At 66.2% G+C, this 25,635-nt stretch carries 25 protein-coding genes; 7 read left to right on the top strand and 18 right to left on the bottom strand.

What is annotated here, in order from left to right:
- Positions 1–85: 85 nt before the first annotated feature.
- Complete coding sequence (locus ABIC90_RS13185) at positions 86–1,024, bottom strand: 2-hydroxyacid dehydrogenase (protein ID WP_354354568.1); 939 nt, start codon at positions 1,022–1,024, stop codon at positions 86–88.
- A 47-nt stretch (positions 1,025–1,071) separates the two neighbouring features.
- Complete coding sequence (locus ABIC90_RS13180) at positions 1,072–2,904, bottom strand: ABCB family ABC transporter ATP-binding protein/permease (protein WP_354354750.1); 1,833 nt, start codon at positions 2,902–2,904, stop codon at positions 1,072–1,074.
- A gap of 41 nt (positions 2,905–2,945) precedes the next feature.
- Between ABIC90_RS13180 and ABIC90_RS13175 the strand changes: the two genes are divergently transcribed.
- A complete protein-coding gene (locus tag ABIC90_RS13175; protein ID WP_354354567.1) occupies positions 2,946–3,389 on the top strand; it encodes an acyl-CoA thioesterase in 444 nt (147 codons plus the stop codon).
- Between the two features lie 85 nt (positions 3,390–3,474).
- On the opposite strand, the gene ABIC90_RS13170 is transcribed toward ABIC90_RS13175, so the two are convergent.
- The 13 genes from ABIC90_RS13170 to ABIC90_RS13110 all read right to left on the bottom strand — a co-directional run bounded on the left by ABIC90_RS13170 (position 3,475) and on the right by ABIC90_RS13110 (position 16,750).
- Positions 3,475–4,632 (bottom strand): ABC transporter substrate-binding protein, encoded by a 1,158-nt coding sequence (locus ABIC90_RS13170; RefSeq protein WP_354354566.1) that lies wholly within the window; start codon positions 4,630–4,632, stop codon positions 3,475–3,477.
- A 145-nt stretch (positions 4,633–4,777) separates the two neighbouring features.
- On the bottom strand, positions 4,778–5,542 hold the full coding sequence (locus ABIC90_RS13165) for an enoyl-CoA hydratase (RefSeq protein ID WP_354354565.1): 765 nt from the start codon (positions 5,540–5,542) through the stop codon (positions 4,778–4,780).
- Between the two features lie 43 nt (positions 5,543–5,585).
- Positions 5,586–6,179 carry a 2-hydroxychromene-2-carboxylate isomerase gene (locus ABIC90_RS13160; protein WP_354354564.1) on the bottom strand — a complete coding sequence of 198 codons (594 nt, stop codon included), beginning with the start codon at positions 6,177–6,179 and terminating at the stop codon, positions 5,586–5,588.
- A gap of 32 nt (positions 6,180–6,211) precedes the next feature.
- A complete protein-coding gene (locus tag ABIC90_RS13155; protein ID WP_354354563.1) occupies positions 6,212–6,958 on the bottom strand; it encodes an SDR family oxidoreductase in 747 nt (248 codons plus the stop codon).
- 4 nt (positions 6,959–6,962) lie between these two features.
- Positions 6,963–7,802, bottom strand: coding sequence for an acyl-CoA thioesterase (locus tag ABIC90_RS13150; RefSeq protein WP_354354562.1), 840 nt, complete (start codon positions 7,800–7,802; stop codon positions 6,963–6,965).
- Positions 7,803–7,833: 31 nt separating this feature from the next.
- Entirely contained in the window at positions 7,834–8,733 is a 900-nt protein-coding gene (locus ABIC90_RS13145; protein ID WP_354354561.1) for an alpha/beta hydrolase family protein, read from the bottom strand.
- 55 nt (positions 8,734–8,788) lie between these two features.
- Entirely contained in the window at positions 8,789–9,985 is a 1,197-nt protein-coding gene (locus ABIC90_RS13140) for an acetyl-CoA C-acyltransferase (RefSeq protein ID WP_354354560.1), read from the bottom strand.
- Positions 9,982–10,326 (bottom strand): endonuclease domain-containing protein, encoded by a 345-nt coding sequence (locus ABIC90_RS13135; RefSeq protein WP_354354559.1) that lies wholly within the window; start codon positions 10,324–10,326, stop codon positions 9,982–9,984. The genes ABIC90_RS13140 and ABIC90_RS13135 overlap by 4 nt, the downstream gene beginning before the upstream one ends.
- A gap of 60 nt (positions 10,327–10,386) precedes the next feature.
- On the bottom strand, positions 10,387–12,786 hold the full coding sequence (locus ABIC90_RS13130) for a 3-hydroxyacyl-CoA dehydrogenase/enoyl-CoA hydratase family protein (RefSeq protein ID WP_354354558.1): 2,400 nt from the start codon (positions 12,784–12,786) through the stop codon (positions 10,387–10,389).
- A gap of 39 nt (positions 12,787–12,825) precedes the next feature.
- Positions 12,826–13,260 (bottom strand): DUF2147 domain-containing protein, encoded by a 435-nt coding sequence (locus ABIC90_RS13125; RefSeq protein WP_354354557.1) that lies wholly within the window; start codon positions 13,258–13,260, stop codon positions 12,826–12,828.
- Between the two features lie 40 nt (positions 13,261–13,300).
- Positions 13,301–15,097, bottom strand: a complete 1,797-nt coding sequence (locus ABIC90_RS13120) for an acyl-CoA dehydrogenase C-terminal domain-containing protein (RefSeq protein ID WP_354354556.1) — start codon at positions 15,095–15,097, stop codon at positions 13,301–13,303.
- Between the two features lie 68 nt (positions 15,098–15,165).
- Positions 15,166–15,864, bottom strand: coding sequence for a TetR/AcrR family transcriptional regulator (locus ABIC90_RS13115; RefSeq protein ID WP_354354555.1), 699 nt, complete (start codon positions 15,862–15,864; stop codon positions 15,166–15,168).
- A gap of 127 nt (positions 15,865–15,991) precedes the next feature.
- A complete protein-coding gene (locus ABIC90_RS13110) occupies positions 15,992–16,750 on the bottom strand; it encodes an SDR family oxidoreductase (RefSeq protein WP_354354554.1) in 759 nt (252 codons plus the stop codon).
- Between the two features lie 112 nt (positions 16,751–16,862).
- On the opposite strand from ABIC90_RS13110, the gene ABIC90_RS13105 reads away from it, so the two are divergent.
- Complete coding sequence (locus ABIC90_RS13105) at positions 16,863–17,750, top strand: LysR family transcriptional regulator (RefSeq protein WP_354354553.1); 888 nt, start codon at positions 16,863–16,865, stop codon at positions 17,748–17,750.
- Between the two features lie 81 nt (positions 17,751–17,831).
- Here ABIC90_RS13105 and ABIC90_RS13100 read toward each other — a convergent pair whose 3' ends face one another.
- From ABIC90_RS13100 to ABIC90_RS13090, 3 genes are read right to left on the bottom strand one after another with little or no spacing between them, the layout of a single operon-like run.
- Positions 17,832–18,680: a fumarylacetoacetate hydrolase family protein gene (locus tag ABIC90_RS13100; RefSeq protein WP_354354552.1), complete on the bottom strand. Its 849-nt coding sequence runs from the start codon at positions 18,678–18,680 to the stop codon at positions 17,832–17,834.
- Between the two features lie 25 nt (positions 18,681–18,705).
- Complete coding sequence (locus ABIC90_RS13095) at positions 18,706–19,452, bottom strand: SDR family NAD(P)-dependent oxidoreductase (RefSeq protein WP_354354551.1); 747 nt, start codon at positions 19,450–19,452, stop codon at positions 18,706–18,708.
- Positions 19,449–20,183 (bottom strand): SDR family oxidoreductase, encoded by a 735-nt coding sequence (locus ABIC90_RS13090; RefSeq protein WP_354354550.1) that lies wholly within the window; start codon positions 20,181–20,183, stop codon positions 19,449–19,451. Before ABIC90_RS13090 ends, ABIC90_RS13095 begins: the two co-directional genes overlap by 4 nt.
- Before the next feature lie 120 nt (positions 20,184–20,303).
- Between ABIC90_RS13090 and ABIC90_RS13085 the strand changes: the two genes are divergently transcribed.
- Genes ABIC90_RS13085 through ABIC90_RS13065 form a run of 5 tightly spaced genes read left to right on the top strand, consistent with a single transcriptional unit; the run spans position 20,304 to position 25,628 of the window.
- Positions 20,304–21,011: a FadR/GntR family transcriptional regulator gene (locus ABIC90_RS13085; RefSeq protein WP_354354549.1), complete on the top strand. Its 708-nt coding sequence runs from the start codon at positions 20,304–20,306 to the stop codon at positions 21,009–21,011.
- Positions 21,012–21,063: 52 nt separating this feature from the next.
- Positions 21,064–22,074, top strand: coding sequence for a sialic acid TRAP transporter substrate-binding protein SiaP (locus ABIC90_RS13080; RefSeq protein ID WP_354354548.1), 1,011 nt, complete (start codon positions 21,064–21,066; stop codon positions 22,072–22,074).
- 28 nt (positions 22,075–22,102) lie between these two features.
- Positions 22,103–22,660, top strand: a complete 558-nt coding sequence (locus ABIC90_RS13075) for a TRAP transporter small permease (protein ID WP_354354547.1) — start codon at positions 22,103–22,105, stop codon at positions 22,658–22,660.
- Between the two features lie 41 nt (positions 22,661–22,701).
- The gene (locus ABIC90_RS13070) at positions 22,702–24,099 is read left to right on the top strand and encodes a TRAP transporter large permease (protein WP_354354546.1); all 1,398 of its coding nucleotides are present in this window, start codon (positions 22,702–22,704) and stop codon (positions 24,097–24,099) included.
- A 2-nt stretch (positions 24,100–24,101) separates the two neighbouring features.
- Complete coding sequence (locus tag ABIC90_RS13065; protein WP_354354545.1) at positions 24,102–25,628, top strand: UxaA family hydrolase; 1,527 nt, start codon at positions 24,102–24,104, stop codon at positions 25,626–25,628.
- The last annotated feature ends 7 nt before the right edge of the window (positions 25,629–25,635 follow it).

Here is a 25,635-nt window from a genome sequence, read left to right as displayed (position 1 = left end):
CGGCGCATCTATCGAACGCTGCCTGCATCGCCAGCGCCGTCTGCCCCCATCCCAACCTTCCCCCGGAGGGGAAGGGGCAAGACCTTCAGATCGGCGTCAGGACGCCGCGCCCCGCAAAGTGCCCTTGGGCATTCGCAAGAAAATGGTCCACCGACTTCTGCGTCGCCTCGGGCGACCAGCCGGCCATGTGCGGCGTGAGCAGCACGTTGTCCAGGCCGACCAGCGGCTCCGGGCGCTTGGGTTCGCTTTCGTAGACGTCCAGCCCCGCGCCCGCAATGCGCCCCTCGCGCAGCGCGGTGGCCAGCGCCTCGGTGTCGACCACGCTGCCGCGGCCGATGCTCACCAGATACCCCTGCGGCCCCAGCGCATCGAGCACTTCAGCATTGACCAAGTGCTTCGTCGAAGGCCCGCCCGGCGCGGCCAGTATCAGGAAGTCGGCCCATGCGGCCAGCGACTTCAGGTCGTCGAAGTAGCGGTGCGTCGCGCCTTCGCGCGGCTTCCGGTTGTGATAACCGATCTCCATGTCGAACGCGGCGGCTCGCTTGGCGATCTTCTGGCCGATGGTGCCCAGGCCCAGGATGCCGAGCTTCTTGCCCGACACGTTCGGCGGCTGCGGAATGGCCTCGCGCCACACGCCTTCGCGGCAGAGCCGGTCGAGCTTGCGGAACTCGCGCACGATGCCGATCAGCAGGCCGAAGGCATGGTCGGCCACGCAGTCGTCGTTGGTGCCGGCGCCGTTGGCCGTGACGATGCCGCGCGCGCGCGTCACATCGAGCGGCACGCCTTCATAGCCCGCGCCCATGCAGCAGATCAGCTCGACCGCTGGCATGGCCGCGATTTCCTCGGGCGTGATGCCGATCACACCGATGGTCAGCACCGCGCGAAACTTCTTGCCGTGCTCCGCGATGGCCGCCGCGCGTTCTGCGTCGCCGAAAGCATAGGTCACGTCGTAGACCTCGGCAATCTGGGCCTGGTGGGCGCTCGAGAGGCTGTTGAGCACCAGCAGGGGAATCTTGGTCGACACGTCTGAACTCCTGGATCAATGGAAAAGGGAATGAATGAATGATCGCGCTAGAGCAAAGGGGCTGACTCGCTCTTTTGCAAAGCCCACATCTGGGCATAGCGCCCTTGCTTGGCAAGCAACTCGGCGTGCGTGCCGCGCTCGACGATCACGCCCGCTTCCAGCACCAGGATCTCGTGCGCATCGACCACCGTCGACAGGCGGTGCGCGATGACCAGTGTGGTCTTGTCCTGCGCGGCGCTCCTGAGCTCCGATTGAATGGCGCGCTCGTTGGCCGAGTCGAGCGCCGAGGTGGCCTCGTCGAAGATCACGATCGGAGGGTTCTTGAGCAGCGTGCGCGCGATGGCCACGCGCTGCTTCTCGCCGCCCGAGAGCTTGAGGCCGCGCTCGCCCACCGTCGTCTCGTAGCCCTTGGGCGTGGCCGAGATGAAGTCGTGGATGCGCGCGGCACGCGCCGCCGCTTCGACTTCTTCGCGCGTCGCCCCGGGCCGGCCGTACGCGATGTTGTATTCGACCGTGTCGTTGAACAGCACCGTGTCCTGCGGCACGATGCCGATCGCGCGGCGCACGCTGGCCTGGGTGACTTCGCGGATGTCTTCGCCCCCGATCGTGATGCGCCCTTGCTGCACGTCGTAGAAGCGATAGAGGAGCCGCGCGAGCGTGGATTTGCCCGAACCCGAAGGGCCCACCACCGCCACCGTCTTGCCGGCAGGGATCTCGAAGCTCACATGCTTGAGGATCGGACGGTCGGGCTCATAGGCGAAGCTCACGTCCTCGAAACGGATGGTCGAGTCGGCGCCCGCGAGCGGCTGCGCCCCGGGCGCATCGCGCACCTCGCGCTCCTTTTCCATCAGGACGAACATCTTGTCCAGGTCGGTCAGGCTCTGCTTGATCTCGCGATAGATCACGCCCAGAAAGTTGAGCGGAATGTAGAGCTGGATCATGAAGGCGTTGACCATCACCAGGTCGCCCAGCGTCATGCGCCCTTCGACCACGCCCGAAGTGGCGCGCCACAGCATCAGCACCAGGCTGATGGCAATCAGCAACTGCTGCCCGGCGTTGAGCATGCTCAGCGTGCGCTGGCTCTTGATGGCCGCCTTGCGGTAGCGGTCAAGGCTCGCGTCGTAGCGCTTCGCCTCGAAGTCTTCGTTGTTGAAGTACTTGACCGTCTCGTAGTTCAGGAGCGAATCGACCGCGCGGCTCTGGGCCATCGAGTCCAGCTCGTTCATGGTCTTGCGGAACTGGGTGCGCCACTCGGTCACCGTCACCGTGAAGCCGATGTAGAGCACCAGCGCTGCGCCGGTGATCCACACGAACAGCGAATCGAACTTCACGCCCAGAATGGTGAGCACCAGCACCAGCTCGATGATGGTCGGCACGATGCTGTAGAGCGACATCGAAATGAGCGAGTGCACGCCGCGCGTGCCGCGCTCGATGTCGCGCGTCATGCCGCCGGTCTGGCGCTCCAGGTGAAAGCGCAGGCTCAGCGCGTGCAGGTGGCCGAACACCTCCAGCGCGATCTGCCGCGCCGTGCCCTCGGTGGCCTTGGCGAAGATCAGTTCGCGCAGCTCGCCGAAGAGCGCGGTCGAAAAGCGCAGCAGCCCGTAGGCCAGCAGCAGCCCGACGGGCACGATCAGCAGCGCCTGCGCCATATCGGGCTTGGGCGTCATCGTGTCGATGAGGTTCTTCAGCAGCACCGGCACGCCCACGTTGGCGACCTTGGCGCCCACCATGAACGCGAGCGCTGCGATCACCCGCCACTTGTACTGCCAGAGGTAGGGGAAGAGCCGGCGCAGCGTCGCCCAGTCGGAACGGTCGCTTTTCTCGGGCGGGTGGCCGGAGACGGTGTGGGGGGTGGGAAGGGCTTCGCCGCTGCGGCGCATGAGGGACAATCGTGGTTGTTGTTTGTTGCCAGATTGTGCCCATGTCCACTTCTTCCAGTGCCGCCTCGAACGCTGCCGCGGCCGCAGCCACCCTCAAGAGCCTGCCCAGCGACATGGAACTGGTGCTCAAGGTCATTCCGATGCCGGCCGACTGCAACGCCAACGGCGACATCTTCGGCGGCTGGGTCATGGCCCAGTGCGACCTGGCCGGCTCGGTGATTCCGGCGCGCTACGCCAAGGGCCGGCAGGCCACGGTGGCGGTCAACGAATTCATCTTCAAGCAGCCGGTGCGGCTGGGCGACATCCTCTCGTTCTATTCGAAGCTGGTGCGCATCGGTCGCACCTCGGTGACGGTGACGGTCGAGGTGTATGCCGAGCGCTTCATGGCGCAGGGCGAGTACATCAAGGTGACGCAGGCCACCTTCACCTACGTGGCGATCGACGAAAACGGGCGGCCGCGCGTCATCGAGCAGCAGCCCACCTGAAAGCCAAAACCGTTCGGGCTGAGCTTGTCGAAGCCTTGCGCCCACACTTCGACAAGCTCAGTGCGAACGGCTCTGCTGCATCACATCAGACGCCCGGGTCGCGCACCCGTTCGAAGCGCTCGAACTCGCGGTTGATCCAGCGCCCGTCGTGCCGCTCGGTGCGGCGGATGTAGACGGTCTGCACGATGTCGCGCGTGTGGGCGTCGATCTCGATGGGCCCGCGCGGGCTTTCGAGCTTCAGGCCACGGAAGGCATCCACCAACCGCTCCCCGCTCGGGGTGCCGCGCGCCGACGGCGAGCTCATCGCCGCGTCGATCGCCGCAAGCGCATCGTGCGCCGCCACCGCGAAGTAACCCGGCCTGAGGTGGCTGCCGTACTCGGTCTCGAAGACGCCCGTGAAGCGGCGGTTGGCCGGCGACTCGTGGGCGAACGAGTAGTGATGGCTGGTCACCAGTCCGTCGGCCAGTTCGCCGATGCCTTCGAGGTAGTGGTCGTCGGTGGCGTCACCGGTCGCGAGCAGGCGGATGCCGGTGTCGGCCATGCCGCGGTCGCGCCAGAACTTGAGAAAGGTCGCCGGCATCTGCCCCGAGGGCAGAAAGAAGAACAACGCCTGCGGCTTGAGTTCGCGCAGCCGCAGCATGTAGGCCGAGTAGTTCAGCGTGTTGAGCGGCACCCGCAGCATCGCGCCGACCCGCCCGCCGCCCGCGGTGATGCCCGAGACAAAGGCGGCTTCGGCATCGACGCCCGAGGCGTAGTCGGCCACCACGGTGCAGACGTCGCGCAGGCCCTGCTGCAAGGCCCAGCGCGCGAGCGGCAGCGTGACCTGGGCGATGGTGAAGGACACCCGCACCGCATAGGGACAGCGCGCCGTGATTCCCGAAGACGCCGCGTTCATCACCACCAGAGGCAGCTTGGCCTGCGTAGCGACAGTGCCGACGGCGTAGGCGTTGGAGCTGAAATCCAGGCCCGCGAGCAGGTCGACGCGTTCGTGCTCGACGAGGTCTTGTGCATTGCGGCGCGCCTGCTCGGGCGCGCTGCCCGGCACGTCGCGGCGCAGCAACTCGACCGGACGGCCTGCGATCCGCTGGTTGTGCGCGGCCAGCCAGGCCGACATGCCCGCATCGAACTGGCGTCCACCGCCGGCATAAGGGCCCGACCACGAACCGATGACGCCGATGCGCAATGGCCGTACACGCGCCAAGGCCAGCGAAGGCGTCGCCAGCGCGCCCGCGAGCAAACCCAAAGTACGCCTGCGCAGGGGATTGAATGCTACTTTTTCAGTAGCATCATGTGCCCGTGGGACGGGCGCTTCAAGCAGACTTGTCTCTGAAATTTGCACGCCGGCCAGTGTATGCGGCCGGTGTAGCCGGGCCAACGAGGGCCTACCCTCAGACCTTCGAGAAATCGGGCTTCCGTTTCTCCATGAATGCACCGAACGCTTCCTTGGCGGCCGGTTCGCGCAGCATGCGGCCGAAGCTCACGCCCTCTTCGCCCATGCGCTCGAGCACAGCGGGCATCTGTCCCTTCTTCAGCAGGCGCTTGGTCTCGACCAGCGCGGTCAGCGGCTTGGCCGCGAGCTTGCGGGCCTGCGTTTGCGCGATGCCGTTGGCTTCGGTCGGCGGCACGACGCGGTTGACCAAACCCACTTCGAGCGCGGCCTCGGCCATGAAAGGCTCGCCCAGCAGCAGCGCTTCGGCCGCACGGTGGTAGCCGAGCATCTGCGGCACCAGCAGGCTCGACGCCGCCTCGGGGCACAGACCCAGGTTCACGAAAGGCATCGAGAAGGCCGCGTTGTCGCCGGCATAGACCAGATCGCAATGGAACAGCATCGTGGTGCCGATGCCCACGGCGGGGCCGCACACCGACGCGACGATGGGCTTCGGAAAGGTCGCGATGCCGCGGAGGAACCGGAACACCGGCGATTCCTGCGTGGCGGGCGGCGCGTTGAGGAAGTCGCCGATGTCGTTGCCCGCGCTGAAGATCGTCGGGTCGCCCTGGATCAGCACGCAGCGCACCGCCACTTCGCTCTCGGCCGTGGCCAGCGCGTCGGCCAGCTCGGCATACATGCCGCTGGTGATCGAGTTCTTCTTGTCGACGCGGTTGAAGGTGATGGTCATCACACCGGCTTCGGTGTGGACGAGGATGTCGCTCATGGGAATGGTCCTTGGATAAAAACGGTTGCTGCTGGCGATGCGCTCAGGCGTCGAGGGCTTCGCGCACGAAATCGAGGCGGTCCTGCCCCCAGAACATCTGGTCGCCGACGAACATGGTGGGTGCGCCGAACACGCCGCGCTCCACGGCTTCCTGCGTGACGGCCTTGAGGCGGTCCTTGGTTTCCTGCGCGCCGGCCAGCGCGAGCAAGGCGGTGGCGTCGAAGCCCGCATTTTGAAGCACCGCGCCGACGGTGGCCGGGTCGCCGAGGTTCTGCGGCTCGACCCACATCGCGTGATAGACCGCATCGACGTACGCACCGAAGCGCGCCGGCTCCTTCATCTGGATACCGGTGGCGCCGCGCATCAGCAGCAGCGTGTTGATGGGGAAGTGCGGGTTGTGCACGAACGGCACGCCATAGCGCCTGGCGAAGCGCTTGAGGTCGATGTTCATGTACGGGCCCTTGGGCTTGATCTCCGCGGGCGAATGGTTGCCCGTGGCCTGGAACACGCCGCCCAGCAGCATGGGCTTCCACACCAGTTCGGCGCCGGTGTCTGCGCAGACGTGCGGCAGTTGGGTCGCGGCCAGGTAGGCGGCGGGGCTGCCGAAATCGAAATAGAACTCGACGGTCTTTGTCATGGGTGTCTCCGGATCTTGTGTCTTGTAATTTGTCAGAACTTCTCGGACCAGGGCCGCAGGTCGAGTTCGTGCGTCCACGCATCGCGCGGCTGCGAATGCAGCATCCAGTAGCTGTCGGCGATGTGATCCGGGTTCAGGATGCCGTCGCTTTCCTTCAACGCATAGCGTTCGGGGAAATTGCTACGGATGAACTCGGTGTCGATGGCCCCGTCGACCACCACATGCGCGACGTGAATGCCTTGCGGCCCCAGCTCGCGCGCCATCGATTGGGCCAACGCACGCAAAGCCATCTTCGCGCCCGAGAACGCACCGAAGTTGGCGGCGCCGCGCAGCGATGCGGTGGCACCGGTGAAGATGATCGTGCCGCGATGCCCGCCCTTCGGCACCTCGCGCGCGACCATGCGCTTGGCCACTTCGCGCCCGTTCAGGAAGCCCGAGAAACACGCCATCTCCCACACCTTGAAGTACTTGCGCGCGGTCTCGGTGAGGATGCTCTCGGGCACGTTGGCGCCGATGTTGAACACCATCACCTCGATGGGGCCGATGGTCGATTCGATCTGCTCGACGAGCGCGACCACTTCTTCTTCCTTGCGCGCATCGCAGGCGAAGGCATGGGCACGGCCGCCATCGGCCTCGATCTGCGCGACCAGCGGCTGCAGCTTGTCGAGGCTGCGCCGCGTGACGCAGGCGGCATAACCCTCGCGTGCGAAGCGGCGGGCGATGGCGCCGCCGGTGGCATCGCCGGCTCCGACGATGAGTGCAGCCTTGTTCAGCGCCATGGTGCTATTCCTTGTAGTAAACGATCTGGTTGGAGGTGGCGAGCAGCACGCCCTTCTCGCTCCACAGATGTGCCGTCTGGTCGAAGAAGCCGTTGAAGAACTGCTGCCCGGCCGCGCGGCCCAGCAGGTAGCCCGTGCCCACCTCGGCCAGTTGCTCCGGCCCGGCGTGGAAGTAGGTCGTGATCGACACCGTGCCCGCCGGCACGTGCTTCGCGCGGCGCAGCCACACGCGCGGATAGAACATGTCGCTCATCGCGGCCAGCGAAGGAAAGTCGAGCGGCCGCGGCTGCGCGTCACGCAGCCAGATGCGGGTTTCGCTGTGCTGCAGGCTGCCATCCCACTTCGCGGGAATGCCGCCGCTGAACGGGCGCATCTCGTACTGGTTGATCCAGGCCACGCCCGAGGGGCCGATGCTCATGCGCTCGACCGTCTCGGGCCTGGGCGCCTCCTCGGGCATCGGCATGTCGCTCTCGCCCCAGGTGTCGCGGCGCGCGGCGGTCACCACGGTGGCGGTGGTGGTCATGTTGGGCGCGCCGCTCGGGCCGGCTTGCGTGATCTGCACCGTCCAGTGCTGCGTCGAACGGTTGGTGCGCACCGCCGTGGCCTGGATGTCGAAGGCGCCGGCTTCGAGCGCGGCCGCGTAGTTGACGGTCAACGCGATCGGCGTGCCGAGCAGGTCGGGGTGCCGCAGCACCGACTGCAGGACCAGCGCCGCGGTGGTGCCGCCGAACGGGCCGACCATGTTCCAGTAGTCGGGGCTGGTGCTGCCTGTGAAGTGGCCCACGCGGATGTCGCTGTGGTGCAGGGCCAGGGCTTTGTCGAAGGGGTGTTGCGTGCTGCTCATGGTGCTTGCAGTGTGCCTCCGGTGAATGGCGTCAGGCAGTCGTGTGCGGGACGTTGGCTTGCTGCACCGCGGTAAGCGCCGCGAGCCGGTGCAGCTTGTCGACCGTGCTGGGCCAAAGGCTCTGGCTGAACTGTTCGCGGAAGAAACCGAAGTGGCCGATGCGCCGCGCCTGCACGTCGGCCGGCGCGATGCGCTCGACCGCGCTCGGTGCGCCCGCGTAGAAGCTCACCAGGCTCTCGGTGCCCGCGAGCGTCATGAGTTCATCGTCGGTGATCGACAGCGCGAGCACCGGGAAGCGCACGCGCCCGTAGCTCTGCGATGCGCGCTCGCCTTCGGCGCCGACGCTGTAGCGCGGGTTCAGGCACCAGCGGCGCCACTGCAGGATCACGCCGCGCGGCAGGTCGCCCACTTTCTTGAGCTTGCGCCCCGGAAAGTAGCCGCACAGCCGCGTGACCAGCGGCACCAGCACGAACCAGAAATAGAGGATGCTGCGGCGCAGTTGGGGTGCGTTCTCGCGCCAGTAGCCGCTGCCGGCGGCGATGCTGACAAGGCCCGCAACCTGCTCGGGTCGCTGGAGAAAGCCCGGCAGCTGCGCGCCGAGGCTGTGGCCCAGCAGGTAGAGCGGTTGATCGGGCAACGCGGCCTTGGCGGTGTCGATCACCGCTTCGTAATCGCGCGCCCAGTCGAACAGGTCGGCCTTGAAGCCGCGCAACGGCGCATCGCCGCGTGAATCGCCCGAGCCCCGGTAGTCGAAGGTCCAGACCCGCAGGCCCTGCTGGGCGAGCCACTGCGCGAAGGGTTCGTAGAACGACTGGCGCACGCCCATCGCGCCGCCGATCACGATGCTGGCGCGCGGTGCGCCGGCGGGTTCGTAGCGGCGAACTGCCAGTTGCTGTGCGCCGCCATCGACCGGGAGCTGCTGCGTCTGCATGAAGTTGTCTCCTTCGTTGCGCCGACACTCGACGCGGTGTCTTGCGCGTTGCCGATCAGACGCGTTCAAAAATTCCTGCCGCGCCTTGCCCCATCCCCACGCACATCGTGACCATGCCGTACTTCAGGTTCTCGCGGCGCAGCGCATGCACCACGGTCGCCGCGCGGATCGCGCCGGTTGCGCCCAGCGGGTGGCCCAGTGCGATCGCGCCGCCCATCGGATTGACCTTCGACGGATCGAGCCCCAGCGTGTTGATCACCGCGAGCGATTGCGCAGCGAAGGCTTCGTTGAGTTCGAACCAGTCGATGTCTTCGTGCTTCAGGCCCGCATAGCGCAGCGCGGCCGGAATCGCCTCGATGGGACCGATGCCCATGATGTGCGGCGGCACGCCCTTGCTCGCGAAGCTCACGAAGCGCGCGAGCGGCGTGAGGCCGTATTGCTTGACGGCCTTCTCGCTCGCCAGGATCAGCGCACCCGCGCCGTCGGAGGTCTGCGAGCTGTTGCCGGCCGTCACCGTGCCGCGCGCGGCGAACACGGTGCGCAGCTTGGCGAGTCCTTCGATGCTGGTGTCGGGGCGTGCGCCTTCGTCGAGGCTGACGGTGCGGGTCTTGGCGATCGCCTCGCCGCTCTCCAGGTCCGGCGTGCGGTCGGTCACTTCGATGGGTGTGATCTCGTCGGCGAACTTGCCGGCCTTCTGCGCGGCCAGTGCCTTCTGGTGCGAGGCGAGTGCGAATTCGTCCTGCGCCTGACGGCTCACCTTCCACTGCTGCGCGACCTTCTCGGCCGTGAGGCCCATGCCGTAGGCAATGCCCACGTCGCCTTCGCGCTCAAAGATCGAGGGCGACAGCGAGGGCGCATTGCCCATCATCGGCACCATGCTCATGCTCTCGACACCGGCCGCGATCATCACGTCGGCCTCGCCCACGCGGATCCGGTCCGCCGCCATCTGCACGGCCGACAGGCCCGAGGCGCAGAAGCGGTTGACGGTGATGCCGCCGATGCTGGTCGGCAGGCCCGCCAACACCGCACCGATGCGCGCGATGTTCAGTCCCTGCTGCGACTCGGGAATCGCGCAGCCGCAGATGATGTCTTCGATGGCCTTGGGGTCGAGGCCGGGCACGGCGGCGAGCGCCGCCTTCAGCGTGGTCGCGAGCAGGTCGTCGGGGCGGTAGTTGCGGAAGTAGCCGCGGTGGGACTTGCCGATGGGGGTGCGGGTGGCGGAGACGATGTAGGCGTCTTGGATTTGTTTCATGGATAGCTCCTGGATTTGGCTCCTTCCCCCTCTGGGGGAAGGTTGGGATGGGGGCAAGCGGCCTTCAACTCGTCCAATCGGTTGATGACGGCCTGGAGCACCCCTTCAAAATTGACGAACGGATCGTTCGATGCGAAGCGCAGCACGTCGAATCCCTGTGCACGCAGAAAGGCGTCGCGTCGCACGTCGTAGCCTTCTTGCGCCTGGTGTTGCGATCCATCGAGTTCGACGATCAGCTTGGGGTCGAGGCATGCGAAGTCGGCGATGTAGTTTCCGATGGGATGCTGGTGTCGCAGAGCACGGGCGTTCTGCTGTGCCTTGGGAGTGGATTGGTTTTGCATAGGCTGCTTGCCCCCATCCCGGCCTTCCCCCAAAGGGGGAAGGAGGAAGAGGCAACCTCGTCAGTTCCGGACGGGCTTCCCCGTACTCAACATCCCCATGATCCGCTCCTGCGTCTTCGGATGCACGATCAGCGAGCAGAACGCCTTGCGCTCCAGCGTCATCAGGTACTCCTCGGTCACGAGCGAACCCGCGTCCACGTCGCCGCCCGTGACCACGTTCGCGATCAGGCTGGCGATGTGGAAGTCGTGCGCGCTGATGAAGCCGCCGTCGCGCATGTTCACCAGCTGGCCCTTTATCGTCGCGGCGCCGCTGCGGCCTGCCACGCGGAAGGTTCGGCGCAGCGGTGCGCGATACCCGGCGTCGGCCATGGCCTTCGCCTGCTGCAGCGCCACGTAGAGCAGTTCGTCCTTGTTCGGCACGATCACGTCGCTGTCGAGCAGGTAGCCCAGCTTCTTCGAATCGAATGCGCCGGTGCCGACCTTGGCCATCGCCGCGGCGGTGAAGCCTTCGGTGAGGAAAGGCAGCAGATCGGTGCCCGTGGAAGCCGCTGCGTTCTCTGCCGCACGGCGTGCGATGTAGGTCAGGCCGCCCGCACCGGGGATCAGGCCCACGCCCACTTCAACCAGGCCGATGTAGCTTTCCATCGCAGCCACGCGCCTGGACGAATACACGGCCAGCTCGCAACCGCCGCCCAGCGCCAGGCCGCGCACCGCCGACACGACCGGCACGCTCGCGTAGCGGATCTTGAGCATCACGTTCTGCAGTTCTTCTTCCGCACCTTCGACCGCGCCGATGCCCGCGACCACGAAGGCCGGCAGCATCGCCTGCAGGTCGGCGCCGACCGAGAACATCTCGTCGGGCGACCAGATCACCAGGCCCTTGTATTCGGCCTCGGCCAGGTCGACCGCAGCGCCCAGCGCTTCGGCCACGTCGGGGCTGATGGCGTGCATCTTCGAATGGATGCTTGCGATGAGCACTTCGCCGTCCAGCGTCCACACGCGCACATCGCCTTCGTCGCTGATCGTCGTTCCGGCCGTGTTGGCATCGGGCGCGTTCGCGCCGAGCACGCTCTCGGGGAACAGCTGGCGGTCATGCACCGGCAGTTTGCGTTGCGGAATGAACTGGCCCTGCGATGCGCTCCACGAACCTTCGGGCGTGTGCACGCCGCCGGCCTTGGCCACGGCGCCTTCGAACACCCATCGGGGCAGCGGCACGGTGCTCAGCGCCTTGCCGGCATCGATGTCTTCCTGGATCCACTTGGCGACCTGCGCCCAGCCGGCTTCCTGCCAGAGCTCGAACGGACCCTGCTTCATGCCGAAGCCCCAGCGCATCGCGAAGTCGATGTCGCGCGCGCTCTCGGCGATGTCGGCCAGGTGCACGGCGGCGTAGTGGAAGCCGTCGCGCAAGATGGCCCAGAGGAACTGGCCCTGCGGTCCTTCGCTCTCGCGCAGCAGCTTCAGGCGCTCGCCCGCGGGCTTTTTCAGCATGCGGCCGTACACCTCGTCGGCCTTGGCGCCGGCGGGCACGTACTCGCCGCTTTGCAGGTCGAAGCGCAGGATGTCGCGGCCGACCTTCTTGAAGAAGCCGGCCTTGGTCTTCTGCCCGAGGTTGCCCAGCTCCAGCAGCTTGGCGAGCACCGGCGGCGTCGCGAAGTTGGCGTAGAACGGATCGCTCTCGGCGTTCAGGTTGTCCTGCAGCGTCTTCACGACGTGGGCCATGGTGTCCAGGCCCACCACGTCGGCGGTGCGGAAGGTGCCCGAGCTCGCGCGGCCCAGCTTCTTGCCGGTGAGGTCGTCCACCACGTCAGGCGTGAGGCCGAACTTCTCGACTTCCTTCAGCGTGGCCAGCATGCCGGCGATGCCGACGCGGTTGGCGATGAAGTTGGGCGTGTCGTGCGCGCGCACCACGCCCTTGCCGAGCGTGCTGGTGACGAAGGCCTCCAGGTCGTCGAGCACCTGGGGTTGAGTGGTGGGCGTGTTGATCAGCTCCACCAGGAACATGTAGCGCGGCGGGTTGAAGAAGTGAATGCCGCAGAAGCGCGGCTTCAAAGCTTCAGGCAAGGCTTCGCTGAGCTTGGTGATCGACAGGCCCGAGGTGTTCGAGGCCAGGATCGAATGCTTGGCGACATGCGGCGCGATCTTCTTGTAGAGATCGAGCTTCCAGTCCATGCGCTCGGCAATGGCTTCGATGATGAGGTCGCACTCGCCTAGCTTGGCGAGGTCGTCGTCGTAGTTGGCCTGCTCGATCAGGCCTGCATCGGCCACGTCGCCGAGCGGCGCGGGCTTGAGCTTCTTGAGGTTGTCGATGGCGCGCGTGACGATGCCGTTCTTCGGGCCTTCTTTCGCGGCCAGGTCGAACAGCACGACGGGCACGCGCACATTGACGAGATGGGCCGCAATCTGCGCGCCCATCACGCCGGCGCCGAGCACGGCGACCTTTTTCACTTGAAATCGGGACATGTTGCTTGGTATTTCTTCGGTTGAAAACGCGCGGCAGGGTTACTGCGCGCGGGTCCAGGTTTGGGTGCGCCAGAAGGGGCCAAGGTAGCCGCGCACTTCGAGCTTCTTGCCGCCGTCGACGGGCGTGAAGCTCGCGCGGTATTCCTTGCCGTTCTCGGGGTCGAGGATCTTGCCGCCTTCCCAGAGGTCCTTGCCCTCGGCCTTCTTGCCGCCGCGGATGATCTCCAGGCCGGTGATCGGCTTGCCCTTGCGGTCGTCGCTGCATTCGTCGCAGGTCGCATCGGCCTTGGTGTCTTTCTTCAGCGACTTCTCGATGCGGCCGACGAGCGCGCCGTTGGCCTCGGCTATGCGGATCTCGGCCTTGACCTCGCCGGTCTTGTCGTCGGCGTTGCGCCAAAGACCCACCGGGGTGCTTTGGGCCATGGCCGTGACGGCAGTGGCGGCAAGGACGATGGCTGCAAGCGTCGATTTCATGAACGGCTCCCGGTTTGGACGATGAGAAAAGGCAGTGACTTCAGGCCAGCGCTGCGTCGGTGTCCATCAACACCTTGCTGCCGGCACGCGCGGTGCGCATCAGCGTCGCGGTCTCGGGGAACAGCTTGGCGAAATAGAAGCGCGCGGTCTGAAGCTTGGCGACGTAGAACGGGTCGGTGTTGCCAGCCGCGATTTCGCGCAGCGCCACTTGGGCCATGCGGGCGAACAGGTAGCCGAACACGAAGTGGCCGGCCACGCGCAGGTAGTCCACCGCGGCGGCGCCCACTTCGTCGGGGTTCTGGAAGCCCTTGAAGCCGATCTCGGTCGTGAACTTGGTGAGCTGGTCGCCCAGCACCGCGATCGGGTTGATGAACTCGGCCATCTTCTCGTTCACGCCTTCTTCTTCCACCAGCTTCGCAACCAGCTTGCCGAACTTCTTGAGCGACGCGCCGTTGTTGCCCAGCACCTTGCGGCCCAGCAGGTCCAGCGACTGGATCGTGTTGGTGCCTTCGTAGATCATGTTGATGCGGTTGTCGCGCACGAACTGCTCCATGCCCCATTCCTTGATGAAGCCGTGGCCGCCGAACACCTGCATGCACGAATTGGTCGCGATGTGGCCGTTGTCGGTGATGAAGGCCTTGACGATGGGCGTGAGCAGCGCGACCAGTTCGCCCGAGTCCTTGCGCACTTTTTCATCAGGGTGGTTGTGCTCCTTGTCGAGCAGCAGCGTGCAGAAGATCTGCAGCGCGCGGCCGCCTTCGGCATAGGCCTTGGCGGTGAGCAGCATCTTGCGCACGTCGGGGTGCACGATGATGGGGTCGGCTTCCTTGTCCTTGGCCTTCACGCCCGAGAGCGAGCGCATCTGCGTGCGGTCCTTGGCGTAGGCCAGCGCGTTCTGGTAAGCCACTTCCGTCAGGCCCAGCGACTGGTTGCCCACGCCCAAGCGCGCGGCATTCATCATCACGAACATCGCGGCCAGGCCCTTGTTGGGCTCGCCCACCAGCGTGCCGGTGGCGCCTTCGATCACGATCTGCGCGGTGGCGTTGCCGTGGATGCCCATCTTGTGCTCCAGGCCGGCGCAGAAGATCGGGTTGCGTTCGCCGAGCGATCCGTCGGCCTTCACATGGAACTTGGGCACGACGAACAGGCTGATGCCCTTGCTGCCCTTGGGCGCGTCCGGCAGGCGGGCCAGCACCAGGTGAATGATGTTGCTCGTCATGTCGTGCTCGCCGGCCGAGATGAAGATCTTGCTGCCGGTGATGCGGTAGGTGCCGTCGGCCTGCGGTTCGGCCTTGGTGCGCAGCAGGCCGAGGTCGGTGCCGCAATGGGGTTCGGTCAGGCACATGGTGCCGGTCCACTCGCCGCTGGTGAGCTTGGGCAGGTAGGTCTTCTTCTGGTCGTCAGTGCCGTGGGCCACCAGCGCTTCGTACGCGCCGTGCGAGAGGCCGGGGTACATGGTCCAGGCCTGGTTGGCGCTGTTGAGCATTTCGAACAGGCACTGGTTCACCACGAACGGCAGGCCCTGGCCGCCGAAGGCCGGGTCGCACGAGAGCGCCGGCCAGCCGCCTTCGACGTACTTGGCGTAGGCGTCCTTGAAGCCCGTGGGCGTCTTGACTTCGTGCGTGGCCTTGTCGAGCACGCAGCCTTCCTCGTCGCCGCTGATGTTCAGCGGAAAGGTCACTTCGGCGGCGAACTTGCCGGCCTCTTCGATCACCGCATTGATGGTGTCGGCATCGGTTTCGGCATGGGCCGGGAGCGCCTTGAGTTCTTCGGTGACGTTGAGCACTTCGTGCAGCACGAACTGCATGTCACGCACGGGTGGGTTGTAGGTAGGCATCCGGGACTCTCCTGGTCGAAGCTAGATAGAAAGAAAGGGAAAAGGAAAACGAAAAAGGTGCCGCACGCTCAGCGCACGGGCTTCAGGCGCCGGCCGGCCGGTGCAGTGCCTGCATCGGCGGATGGATCCGCCGGCGCATCGGGCGTCGCGCTGCGCGCAAGGATGTTGTTGAAGCCGACGGTCGCGCGGCCGATGGAGCCGGGCACCTGCAGGAAGCGGGCTTCGTAGTGCAGCGCGAGGATGAGGCCGTGGATTTCAAAAGCGACCTGCCGCTCGTCGGCATCCGCGCGCAGATGGCCTTCGGTCTGCGATTGCACGATGGCGCGCAGCACCGCGGCCTGCCAGATGCTCACCGACTCGACCAGCGCATCGCGCACCGGGCCCGGACGGTCGTCGAATTCGGAGGCGCCGCTGATGTAGATGCAGCCCGAGTCGATTTCGGTCGAGGTGCGCTTCATCCAGTTGGCGAACATGGCGCGCAGGCGCGGGAGGCCGCGCGGCGCCGAGAGCGCAGGAAAAAACACTTCCTGCTCGAAACGTGCGTGATACTCGCGCACCACAGAGATCTGCAGCTCCTCGCGCGAGCCGAAGTGGGCAAAGACGCCCGACTTGCTCATCTTGGTGATCTCGGCCACGGCACCGATCGACAGGCCTTCAAGCCCGATCTGCGCAGCCAATGCCAGCGCGGCGTCGACGATCACGGCCTTGGTCTGCTGGCCCTTCTGGGCGGCGCGGGCCGGCTTGGCGGGAACGGCATTGACAGACATCGCGGAGCTCCGAATAAAACGAACGGTCGTTCTATTTTGCGTGAGCTTGAGGCCTTTGGCTGTCAATGACCTTCGTTTCCTGAAGGTTAATTGATCCGAACCGGGGCCGGCAAGGCCCCGCCACCGATCAGAAGTCCTGCGACACCGGCCGCACGACCACCTCGTTGATGTCCACGTTCGCCGGCTGCTCCACCGCGTAGACGACCGCGCGCGCCACCGCATCGGCGGGAATCTGGTTCGCGTCGTAGAACGCCTTCAGGCCCGCCGCGGCATCGGCATCGGTGCTGCCGAACTTCAGTTCCGATTCGACCGCGCCCGGCGACACCACCGTCACGCGCACGCCGCTGTTGCCCATTTCGACGCGCAAGCCCTCGGAGATGGCGCGCACCGCATGCTTGGTCGCGCTGTACACCGTGCCGATGGGCGTGAACACCTTGATGCCCGCGATCGACGCCACGTTCAGGATGTGCCCGCTGCCCTGCGCCTGCATGCGCGGCAGCACCGCGGCAATGCCGTAGAGCACGCCCTTGATGTTGACGTCGATGGTGCGGTCCCACTCGTCGACCTTGAGCTTTTCGAGCGGTGACAGCGGCATCACGCCTGCGTTGTTGACCAGCACGTCGATGCGGCCGAAGGCTTCGACCGTCGCGACGGCGAGCTTCTCCAGGTCGGCACGCTGCGCCACGTCGGTGGCAACGGCGATGGCTTCGCCGCCGGCCTCGCGGATTTCGGCGACCACCTTGTCGAGCCGCTCTGTGCGGCGGGCCGCGAGCACCACCTTGGCGCCGCGTGCGGCCAGGTGGCGGGCCATGGATTCGCCGATGCCGCTGCTCGCGCCGGTGACGATGGCGACCTTGCCCTGGATGTTGTCTTGAACGGATGTCATGAGGAAATTCCTTTCGGATGTGTTGAAGAAGAAGTGCATGCAGTGTGGAAAATCCACGCGTTCCAGTAAATGAAACTCTGGCGACTTCAGAATTCCCCGATAAGGAACACCCATGTCCAACCGCCTCGAAGCGCTGCGCGTCTTCTTCACCGCCGCCGATGCCGCCAACTTCCGCGAGGCGGCGGTGCGCCTTTCCGTATCGCCGCAGGTGGTGACGCGCGCGGTGCGCGAGCTCGAAGAAGAACTGGGCGAGCCGCTGTTCCACCGCAGCACGCGCGGCGTTCAGCTCACCGATTTCGGCCGGCAGCTTGCACAGCGCGCGCGTGCGGCGGTGGGCGGCGTCGACGCGCTGTTCCACCGCACCGACCGGCGCGCGCTGTCGCAGCACGCAGGCACGGTGCGCGTCACCGCGCCCAACGTGTTCGGCCGCCGGCTGATCCCAGAGGTGCTGGCGCCGATGCTGGCCGAGCATCCTGGCCTGGTGCTCGACCTGCGGCTGTCGGAGACCCATGCCGACGTGGTCGACGAGCAGATCGACATCGGGGTGCGCGCGGGCCCCATCCGCGATGCGCGCTTCGTCGCGCGCACCGTCGGCAAGATGCGCCTCTACGTGGTGGCCGCGCCGGCACTGATCGAGCGCATCGGCATTCCCAAGAGCCTCGATGCGCTGCCCGGCTTTCCGCTCACCGCCCTGATGGACCGCAGCTCGGGCCGCCCGTGGTCATGGTTCTTCAGCAAGGGGCGGCAGATGCCGGTCAGCGCGCCGGCCTTCGTCACCGACGACGTCGATGCCGAATGCGCCGCGGTGCGCGCGGGCCTGGGCTTCGGCCAGCTCGTGGGCCCACTGGCCGAGCCGCTGCTGCAATCGGGCGAACTGGTGGCGGTGCTCGAGGCCGAAGCGCCCGAGCCCTGGCCGATCCATGTCTACCGCTCGCAGCGCGCGCCGGTGCCGGCGCGGGTGCGGCTGGTGTACGACGAGCTGGTCCGCGCGTTGCGCTGAAGCGCCGCGTGCGGTCCGCGCCGAGGTCGTCGGCGGCGAGATCCGGCGGCACTTGCGTCCGCCGGATGATCACGCAGAGGGTCAGAGCTTGAAGGGAACCACTTCCTGGCGCTGCTCGCCCAGGCCTTCGATGCCCAGCGTCATCACGTCGCCCTTCTTCAGGAACAGCGGCGGCTTCATGCCCATGCCGACGCCAGGCGGCGTGCCGGTGGTGATCACGTCGCCGGGCATCAGCGTCATGAACTGGCTCACGTAGCTCACGATCTTGGCGACCGTGAAGATCATGGTCTTCGTGCTGCCGGTCTGCACGCGCTGGCCGTTGAGGTCCAGCCACATCGAGAGCTTTTGCGGGTTCTCGATTTCGTCGCGCGTCACCAGCCAGGGGCCGAGCGGGCCGAAGGTGTCGCAGCCCTTGCCCTTGTCCCAGGTGCCGCCGCGCTCGATCTGGTATTCGCGCTCGCTCACATCGTTGATGGTGCAGTAGCCGGCCACGTAGTCGAGCGCATTTTTCTGCGAGACATAGCGCGCCTTGGTGCCGATGACCACGCCGAGCTCGACTTCCCAGTCGGTCTTGACCGAGCCCTTGGGCAGCATCACCGGGTCGTTGGGGCCCTGGATGCAGCTGGTGGCCTTCATGAAGACCACGGGCTCCTTGGGCACCGGCAGGCCGGACTCTGCCGCATGGTCCGCGTAGTTGAGGCCGATGGCGATGAACTTGCCGACGTTCGCCACCGGGCTGCCGAAGCGCGGCTTGCCCTTGACCAGCGGCAGCTTGTCGAGCTTCAACTTGCGCAGCTTGGCAATGGCGGCATCGCCGAGTTGGTCGGGACCGATGTCCTTGACGATGGCGCTCAGGTCGCGCAGCTTGCCTTCGCTGTCGATGAGGCCGGGCTTTTCCTTGCCGGGGTTGCCGTAGCGGACGAGTTTCATGCTTTCCTTTCAGTGCATTGAACGATCAGTAAGTGGAGCGTCCGCCGGAGAGGTCGAAGACCGCGCCGGTGGAGAACGAACAATCTTCGGTGCAGAGCCAGCCGACCATCGCGGCCACCTCTTCCACGGTGCCGAAGCGGCCCATGGGAATCTTCGACAGCATGAACGCGATGTGCTCGGGCGTCATCTGGTCGAAGATCGCTGTCTTCACCGCAGCGGGCGTCACGCAGTTCACGCGGATGCCGGTGTCTGCAAGCTCCTTGCCCAGCGACTTGGTGATGCCGATGACCGCCGCCTTGCTCGCGCTGTAGGCGCTGGCGTTGGGGTTGCCTTCCTTGCCGGCGACCGAGGCGATGTTGACGATGCGACCGTAGCCTTGCTTGCGCATCTGCGCGACCACCTCGCGGCAGCAGATGAACACGCCGTTGACGTTGACCTCCATCACCTGGCGCCACTCGTCCACCGGGTAGTCCCACAGCTTGACGTTGGGACCGGTGATGCCGGCGCTATTGACCAGCGCATCGATGCGCGGCGCATGCGCCAGCGTGGCCGCCACGGCCTTGGCGACCGAGGGCTGCTGCGACACGTCGACCTTCAGCGCAAAGGCCTTGTCGCCCAGCGCCTGTGCGGCCTGGTTCGCGGCGGCCTCGTCGCGGTCCCACAGCGTGACGCTGCCGCCCGACGCAATCAGCCGCTGCGCGATGCCGAAACCCAGGCCCGTGGCGCCGCCGGTGATGACCGCATGCCGGCCCGTGAAGTCGAGCTGGTTCATATGGTGATGCCGCCGTCGACCGTGAAGAACTGGCCGGTGGCGAAGATCGATTCGTCGCTGGCCAGGAACACCACGACCGGCGCGATTTCTTCCGCCTTCGCGAGGCGGCCCATCGGCTGGCGCGCGATGAAGGCTTTGCGCGCCTCTTCGGGATCGGCGTTGGCGTTGATGCGGTCGCCCAGCGAAGGTGTGTCGACCGTGCCCGGGCACACCGCATTGCAGCGGATGCCCAGGGTCACGTAGTCGGCCGCCACGCTTTTGGTGAGGCCGAGCACCGCGGCCTTGGTGGTGCCGTAGACGAAACGGTTGGGCAGGCCCTTCATGCTGGAGCACACGCTCGCCATGTTGATGATGCTGCCGCGCCCCGCCTTCAGCATGGCAGGGAGCGCGGCCTGGATGGTCCACATCTGCGCGCGCACGTTGAGCCGGAAGGCGAAGTCCAGGTCGTCGTCGCTCGCCTGCTCGATGGCGCCGTTGTGCACCACGCCCGCGCAGTTGAAGAGCACGTCGAGCGCGGGCAGCTTTGCGAACAGTGCGCCGATGGCGGCCTTGTCGAGCACGTCGAGCTTCACGGCGGTGACGTTCGCCACGCCCGCATAGCGCTCGAGCAGCTTCTCGTTGACGTCGGTGGCCCAGACCTGGGCGCCCTCGGCGGCCAGCGCCAGCACGCTCGCGTGGCCGATGCCCTGCCCGGCCGCGGTCACGAGCGCGGTTTTTCCCTTCAGTCTCATGGTGTCCTTCGATTCGGGTTTGGCCCGATGGGTGACACGGGCAACACGCCGTATTCTGAATTGGCCTTACCACTTGTCCAATTCAGGACAACCCTTAATCGCCTTCGCCCCTCGCCCGCCGTGCCGCTTCAAACCGTCGAACCCCAGCGCCTCTATCGTCAGATTGCCGACCAGCTCCGGGCGCTGATCGCCAAGGGCGAGTTCGCCGTGGGCACCCGCCTGTCCGCCGAGCGCGACCTGGCCAAGCAGCTGGGCGTGAGCCGCCCGTCGGTGCGCGAGGCGCTGATTGCGCTGGAGGTCGAGGGCTGGGTCGAGGTGCGCACCGGCTCGGGCGTGTACGTGCTCGACCGCTCGCACCGCGCCGCCGCGCCGGTCGCGCCCACCGAGTGGGGCCCGCTGGAGCTGATCCGCGCGCGCCGCGTGATCGAGGGCGAAACCGCCGCCATCGCCGCCGCCGCAGGCAAGCGCAAGGATGTGGATGCAATGACCCGCGCCATCGAGCTGATGCGCGAACTCGCCGCACGCAAGGTGATGCCGCTGGAGGGCGACCGTGCCTTTCACCTGGCCATCGTCAACGCCAGCGGCAACACGGTGCTGGTCGAGACGGTGCAGAAGTTCTGGGACTCGCGCAAGGGACCGATCTTCACCCGCCTGGGCGGCTACTTCGAAACCGTTTCTTCCTGGGGCTCGGCCATCGCCGAGCACGAAGCCATCCGCGATGCGGTGGCCGGGCGCGACCCCGATGCAGCGCGTGCCGCCATGCATGCGCACATGGACAAGTCGCACCAGCGATTCAGCGCGAGCTGGCGACGCGCGAAGCCTTCCTGATTTTTTTCGCCAGCGGTTTTTAGCCCCCATTACTACAACGGAGACAAGCCACATGATCAGCAGCAGCAAGACCACCAAACGCACCGCCCTCAAGGCCCTGGCCGCCTGCACCCTCGCGGCCGGCGCGCTGGGCCTGTCGGGCCTCGCCTCGGCGCAGACCAAGCTCAAGTGGGCCCACGTCTACGAGACCTCGGAGCCCTTTCACAAGTACTCGGTGTGGGCCGGCGAGGAGATCAAGAAGCGCACCAACGGCAAGTACGAAGTGCAGGTGTTCCCGGCGTCCACGCTGGGCAAGGAGGCGGACATCAACCAGGGCCTGACGCTGGGCACGGTCGACATCATCCTGTCGGGCGCGAGCTTTGCGGGCCGCACCTACACGCCGCTGGCGATCTCGTACTTTCCGTTCATCTTCCGCGACGCCGAGCACCAGCTCAAGTACGCCAAGAGCGAGGTCTTCAACGAGCTCGCCAAGGGCTACGACGACAAGAGCGGCAACCACATCACCGCCCTGAGCTACTACGGCGCGCGCCATGTAACCTCGAGCGCGGCGCGCCCGGTGTCCAAGCCCGAGGACATGAAGGGCCTGAAGATCCGCGTGCCCGATGCGCCCGCCTACCTTGCATTTCCGAAGGCCCTGGGCGCCAATCCGACGCCCATCGCCTTTGCCGAGGTGTACCTGGCGCTGCAGAACAACACGGTCGATGCGCAGGAGAACCCGCTGCCCACCATCGAGGCCAAGAAGTTCTTCGAGGTGCAGAAGAACATTTCGCTCACCGGCCACATCGTCGATTCGCTGCTCACGATCTGCTCGGGCCAGCTCTGGGCCAAGCTCTCGGCGGACGAGAAGAAGATCTTCACCGAGGTGATGCAGGAGGCCGCCGAGAAGACCGGCCGCGAAATCATCGCCTCCGAAGTCCGGCTGGTGGAGGAGTTCAAGAAAAAGGGCAACAACGTGATCACGGTCGACAAGAACGCGTTCCGCGAAGCGGTGCTCAAGGCGACCAAGCCCACGGACCAAGGCTACCGCCAGCAGGACTACGACCGCATCCTCGCGATCAAGTGAGCTAACCCCTCGCACCACCTGGAGCTGTATGACTGAGCAAAAGATCATCGACGAAGAAGGCCACTTCCACGCGCAGGACGAGGTGGTCGACCTGTCGGACACCATCGCCGAAGGCTGGATCTCGCTGGCCGTCTTCTGGATGCTGGGCCTTACGGTGTTCTACCAGTTCGTCACGCGCTACGTGATGAACGACTCGGCCGCCTGGACCGAGGAGGTGGCGCGCTACATGCTCATCGGCGTGGTCTTCATCGGCGCGGCGGTGGGCGTGGCGAAGAACAACCAGATCCAGGTCGACTTCTTCTACCGCCACATGCCGCGCGCCGTGGGCCGCGTGCTGTCGATGGCGGTGGACGTGCTGCGCACAGCCTTCTTCGTGGCGGCCGTGGTGATGACCGTCCAGATGATGATGAAGATCGGCAACCAGACGCGCATGACCATCGTCGACCTGCCGATGAACATCGTGTATGCGCTGTGCGTGTTCGGCTTCGCGGCCATGGCCTGGCGCTCGCTGCAGGTGCTTCGCATCCACTGGAAGCGCGGCTACAGCGTGCTGGAACGCCCCGAGTCGACCCTCTCCGACCGCTGAGCGCGGCGCCCGCACATCCGGCGGAAAAGAAAAAAAGACCCATGCTGAAAATCATCTTCCTGTTCTTCATGTCCGGCGGGCTGCCGGTGGCCATTGCCATGGCCGGCGCCTCGCTGGTCTACATCCTGGTGAGCGACAGCACGCTGCCGCCTTTCGTGGTGATCCACCGCATGGTGAGCGGCATCGACAGCTTTCCGCTGCTCGCCGTGCCCTTCTTCATCCTGGCCGGCAACCTGATGAACAACGCCGGCATCACCACGCGCATCTACAACTTCGCGCTCGCGCTGGTGGGCTGGCTCAAGGGCGGCCTCGGTCATGTGAATGTGCTGGGCTCGGTGATCTTCGCGGGCATGAGCGGCACCGCCATCGCAGACGCGGCGGGCCTGGGCACCATCGAGATCAAGGCGATGAAGGAGCACGGCTACTCGACCGAATTCGCCGTGGGCGTGACGGCCGCGTCGGCCACGCTGGGACCGATCATCCCGCCCAGCCTGCCCTTCGTGATCTACGGAATGATGGCCAACGTGTCGGTGGGCGCGCTGTTCCTGGCGGGCCTGCTGCCGGGCCTGATGTTGGCCATCCTGATGATGCTCACGGTGGCGTACTTCGCGCACAAGAACAAGTGGGGCGCGGACGTGAAGTTCTCGCGCACCCGCCTTTTCAAGGCGCTGATGGAACTGGCCGTGGTGGTCGGCTGGCCGCTGTTGCTGTGGCTGCTGGTGGTGAAGCTGGGCACGCCGGCGCAGCTCACGGTGTTCGCAGGGCTGGCCTCGCTCTTCGTGCTCGACAAGATCTTCCGCTTCGAGGCGCTGCTGCCCATCATGACGCCGGTGCTGCTGATCGGCGGCATGACGACCGGGCTCTTCACGCCCACCGAGGGCGCCATCGCGGCCTGCGTGTGGGCCATGATCCTGGGCTTTGCGTGGTATCGCACGCTGTCGTGGAAGATGTTCGTCAAGGTCTGCCTGGACACCGTCGAAACCACCAGCACGGTGCTCTTCATCGTGGCGGCGGCATCGATCTTCGGCTGGATGCTGACCGCCACCGGCGTCACCACCGACATTGCCGCCTGGGTGCTGGGCTTCACCAAGGAAGCGTGGGTGTTCCTGCTGCTGGCCAACCTGCTGATGCTCTTCGTGGGCTGCTTCCTGGAGCCGACCGCCGCCATCACCATCCTCGTGCCCATCCTGCTGCCCATTGCCATGCAACTGGGCGTGGACCCGATCCACTTCGGGCTGGTGATGGTGCTCAACCTCATGATCGGCCTGCTGCATCCGCCGATGGGCATGGTGCTTTTCGTGCTGGCGCGCGTGGCGGGCCTGAGCTTCGAGCGCACGACCATGGCGATTCTTCCGTGGCTGGTTCCGCTCTTGCTCAGCCTGGGCGTGATCACCTACTTTCCCCAGCTCGTACTCTGGCTGCCCAAGATGTTCTATTGACCATGACGCCCTACATCCGACTCCATCCCGCCGACGACGTCGTCATCGCGCGTTCGCAACTGCTGGGCGGCACCGTCGTCGAGAACGTGGCCGTGCGCGGCCTGATCCCGCCGGGCCACAAGGTCGCCATGCGCGCCATCGCACAGGGCGAGCCTGTGCGGCGCTACAACCAGATCATCGGGTTCGCGAGCAAGGCCATCGGCGCCGGCGAGCATGTGCACACGCAGAACCTGGACATGGGGCCCGACAAGGGCGACTTCGAACGCGACTACGCCTTCGGCGCCGACGTGAAGCCCGCGCCCGCGAAACGCGAGGCCACCTTCATGGGCATCAAGCGCGCCGACGGCCGCGTGGCCACGCGCAACTACATCGGCGTGCTGACCAGCGTGAACTGCTCGGCCACGGCCGCGCGCGCCATTGCCGACCACTTCTCGCGCAAGACCAATCCGCAGGCGCTCGCGGCTTTTCCCAACGTGGACGGTATCGTCGCGCTGACCCACGGCACCGGCTGCGGCATGGACACCGAGGGCATGGGCATGCAGGTGCTGGCGCGCACGCTCACCGGCTATGCCACGCATCCGAACTTTGCGGGCGTGCTGGTCGTCGGGCTGGGCTGCGAGGCCAACCAGATCAACGCCTGGCTCGCGACCGGCCACCTGGCAGAAGGCGAGAACTTCCGCACATTCAACATCCAGGACACAGGCGGCACGCGCAAGACGGTCGAGAAGGGCGTGGCGCTCATCAACGAGATGCTGCCGCGCGCCAATGCGGTCAAGCGGGAGCCCTGCAGCGCGGCGCACATCACCATCGGGCTGCAGTGCGGCGGCTCGGACGGGTATTCAGGCATCAGTGCCAACCCTGCCCTGGGCGCCGCGGTCGACCTGCTGGTGGCGCACGGCGGCACGGCCATCCTCAGCGAAACGCCCGAGGTCTACGGCGCCGAGCACCTGCTCACGCGCCGCGCGGTGAAGCGCGAGGTAGGCCAGAAGCTGGTGGACCGCATCAAGTGGTGGGAGCACTACACCGCCATCAACGAAGGTGAGATGAACAACAACCCCTCGCCCGGCAACAAGGCGGGCGGGCTCACCACCATCCTGGAGAAGTCGCTGGGCGCGGTCGCCAAGGGCGGCACCAGCAACCTGGAGGCGGTGTATGAATACGCGGAGCCGGTCACCGCGCACGGCTTCGTCTACATGGACACGCCGGGCTACGACCCGGTGAGCGCCACGGGGCAAGTGGCTGGCGGCGCCAACCTGATCTGCTTCACGACTGGCCGCGGTTCGGCCTACGGCTGCGCGCCTTCGCCATCGCTCAAGCTCGCGACCAACTCGGCGCTGTGGCAGCGGCAGGAAGAAGACATGGACATCAACTGCGGCGAGATCGTCGACGGCACGGCGTCCATTCAGGAGATGGGGCAGCGCATCTTCGAACTGGTGCTGGCCACCGCATCGGGCGCGCAGTCCAAGAGCGAGCAGCACGGCTATGGGCAGAACGAGTTCGTGCCCTGGCAGGTCGGCGCGGTGATGTGAGCGCGGA

The sequence above is a fragment of the Variovorax boronicumulans genome (assembly GCF_040544675.1).
GTDB classification, from domain to species: Bacteria; Pseudomonadota; Gammaproteobacteria; order Burkholderiales; family Burkholderiaceae_C; genus Variovorax; species Variovorax boronicumulans_D.
The sequence above is the reverse complement of the archived record's forward strand: the minus strand, read 5'-3'. Positions and strand labels throughout refer to the sequence as shown.

Coding starts and splice junctions, on each gene's coding strand:
- ABIC90_RS13120 (WP_354354556.1), bottom strand. CDS start 15,097: ATGCCTACCTACAACCCACCCGTGCGTGACATGCAGTTCGTGCTGCAC.
- ABIC90_RS13100 (WP_354354552.1), bottom strand. CDS start 18,680: ATGAAACTCGTCCGCTACGGCAACCCCGGCAAGGAAAAGCCCGGCCTC.
- ABIC90_RS13105 (WP_354354553.1), top strand. CDS start 16,863: ATGTCCAACCGCCTCGAAGCGCTGCGCGTCTTCTTCACCGCCGCCGAT.
- ABIC90_RS13135 (WP_354354559.1), bottom strand. CDS start 10,326: ATGCAAAACCAATCCACTCCCAAGGCACAGCAGAACGCCCGTGCTCTG.
- ABIC90_RS13155 (WP_354354563.1), bottom strand. CDS start 6,958: ATGGCGCTGAACAAGGCTGCACTCATCGTCGGAGCCGGCGATGCCACC.
- ABIC90_RS13145 (WP_354354561.1), bottom strand. CDS start 8,733: ATGCAGACGCAGCAGCTCCCGGTCGATGGCGGCGCACAGCAACTGGCA.
- ABIC90_RS13080 (WP_354354548.1), top strand. CDS start 21,064: ATGATCAGCAGCAGCAAGACCACCAAACGCACCGCCCTCAAGGCCCTG.
- ABIC90_RS13075 (WP_354354547.1), top strand. CDS start 22,103: ATGACTGAGCAAAAGATCATCGACGAAGAAGGCCACTTCCACGCGCAG.
- ABIC90_RS13180 (WP_354354750.1), bottom strand. CDS start 2,904: ATGCGCCGCAGCGGCGAAGCCCTTCCCACCCCCCACACCGTCTCCGGC.
- ABIC90_RS13130 (WP_354354558.1), bottom strand. CDS start 12,786: ATGTCCCGATTTCAAGTGAAAAAGGTCGCCGTGCTCGGCGCCGGCGTG.
- ABIC90_RS13175 (WP_354354567.1), top strand. CDS start 2,946: ATGTCCACTTCTTCCAGTGCCGCCTCGAACGCTGCCGCGGCCGCAGCC.
- ABIC90_RS13110 (WP_354354554.1), bottom strand. CDS start 16,750: ATGACATCCGTTCAAGACAACATCCAGGGCAAGGTCGCCATCGTCACC.
- ABIC90_RS13090 (WP_354354550.1), bottom strand. CDS start 20,183: ATGAGACTGAAGGGAAAAACCGCGCTCGTGACCGCGGCCGGGCAGGGC.
- ABIC90_RS13125 (WP_354354557.1), bottom strand. CDS start 13,260: ATGAAATCGACGCTTGCAGCCATCGTCCTTGCCGCCACTGCCGTCACG.
- ABIC90_RS13065 (WP_354354545.1), top strand. CDS start 24,102: ATGACGCCCTACATCCGACTCCATCCCGCCGACGACGTCGTCATCGCG.
- ABIC90_RS13115 (WP_354354555.1), bottom strand. CDS start 15,864: ATGTCTGTCAATGCCGTTCCCGCCAAGCCGGCCCGCGCCGCCCAGAAG.
- ABIC90_RS13165 (WP_354354565.1), bottom strand. CDS start 5,542: ATGAGCGACATCCTCGTCCACACCGAAGCCGGTGTGATGACCATCACC.
- ABIC90_RS13150 (WP_354354562.1), bottom strand. CDS start 7,802: ATGAGCAGCACGCAACACCCCTTCGACAAAGCCCTGGCCCTGCACCAC.
- ABIC90_RS13140 (WP_354354560.1), bottom strand. CDS start 9,985: ATGAAACAAATCCAAGACGCCTACATCGTCTCCGCCACCCGCACCCCC.
- ABIC90_RS13070 (WP_354354546.1), top strand. CDS start 22,702: ATGCTGAAAATCATCTTCCTGTTCTTCATGTCCGGCGGGCTGCCGGTG.
- ABIC90_RS13160 (WP_354354564.1), bottom strand. CDS start 6,179: ATGACAAAGACCGTCGAGTTCTATTTCGATTTCGGCAGCCCCGCCGCC.
- ABIC90_RS13095 (WP_354354551.1), bottom strand. CDS start 19,452: ATGAACCAGCTCGACTTCACGGGCCGGCATGCGGTCATCACCGGCGGC.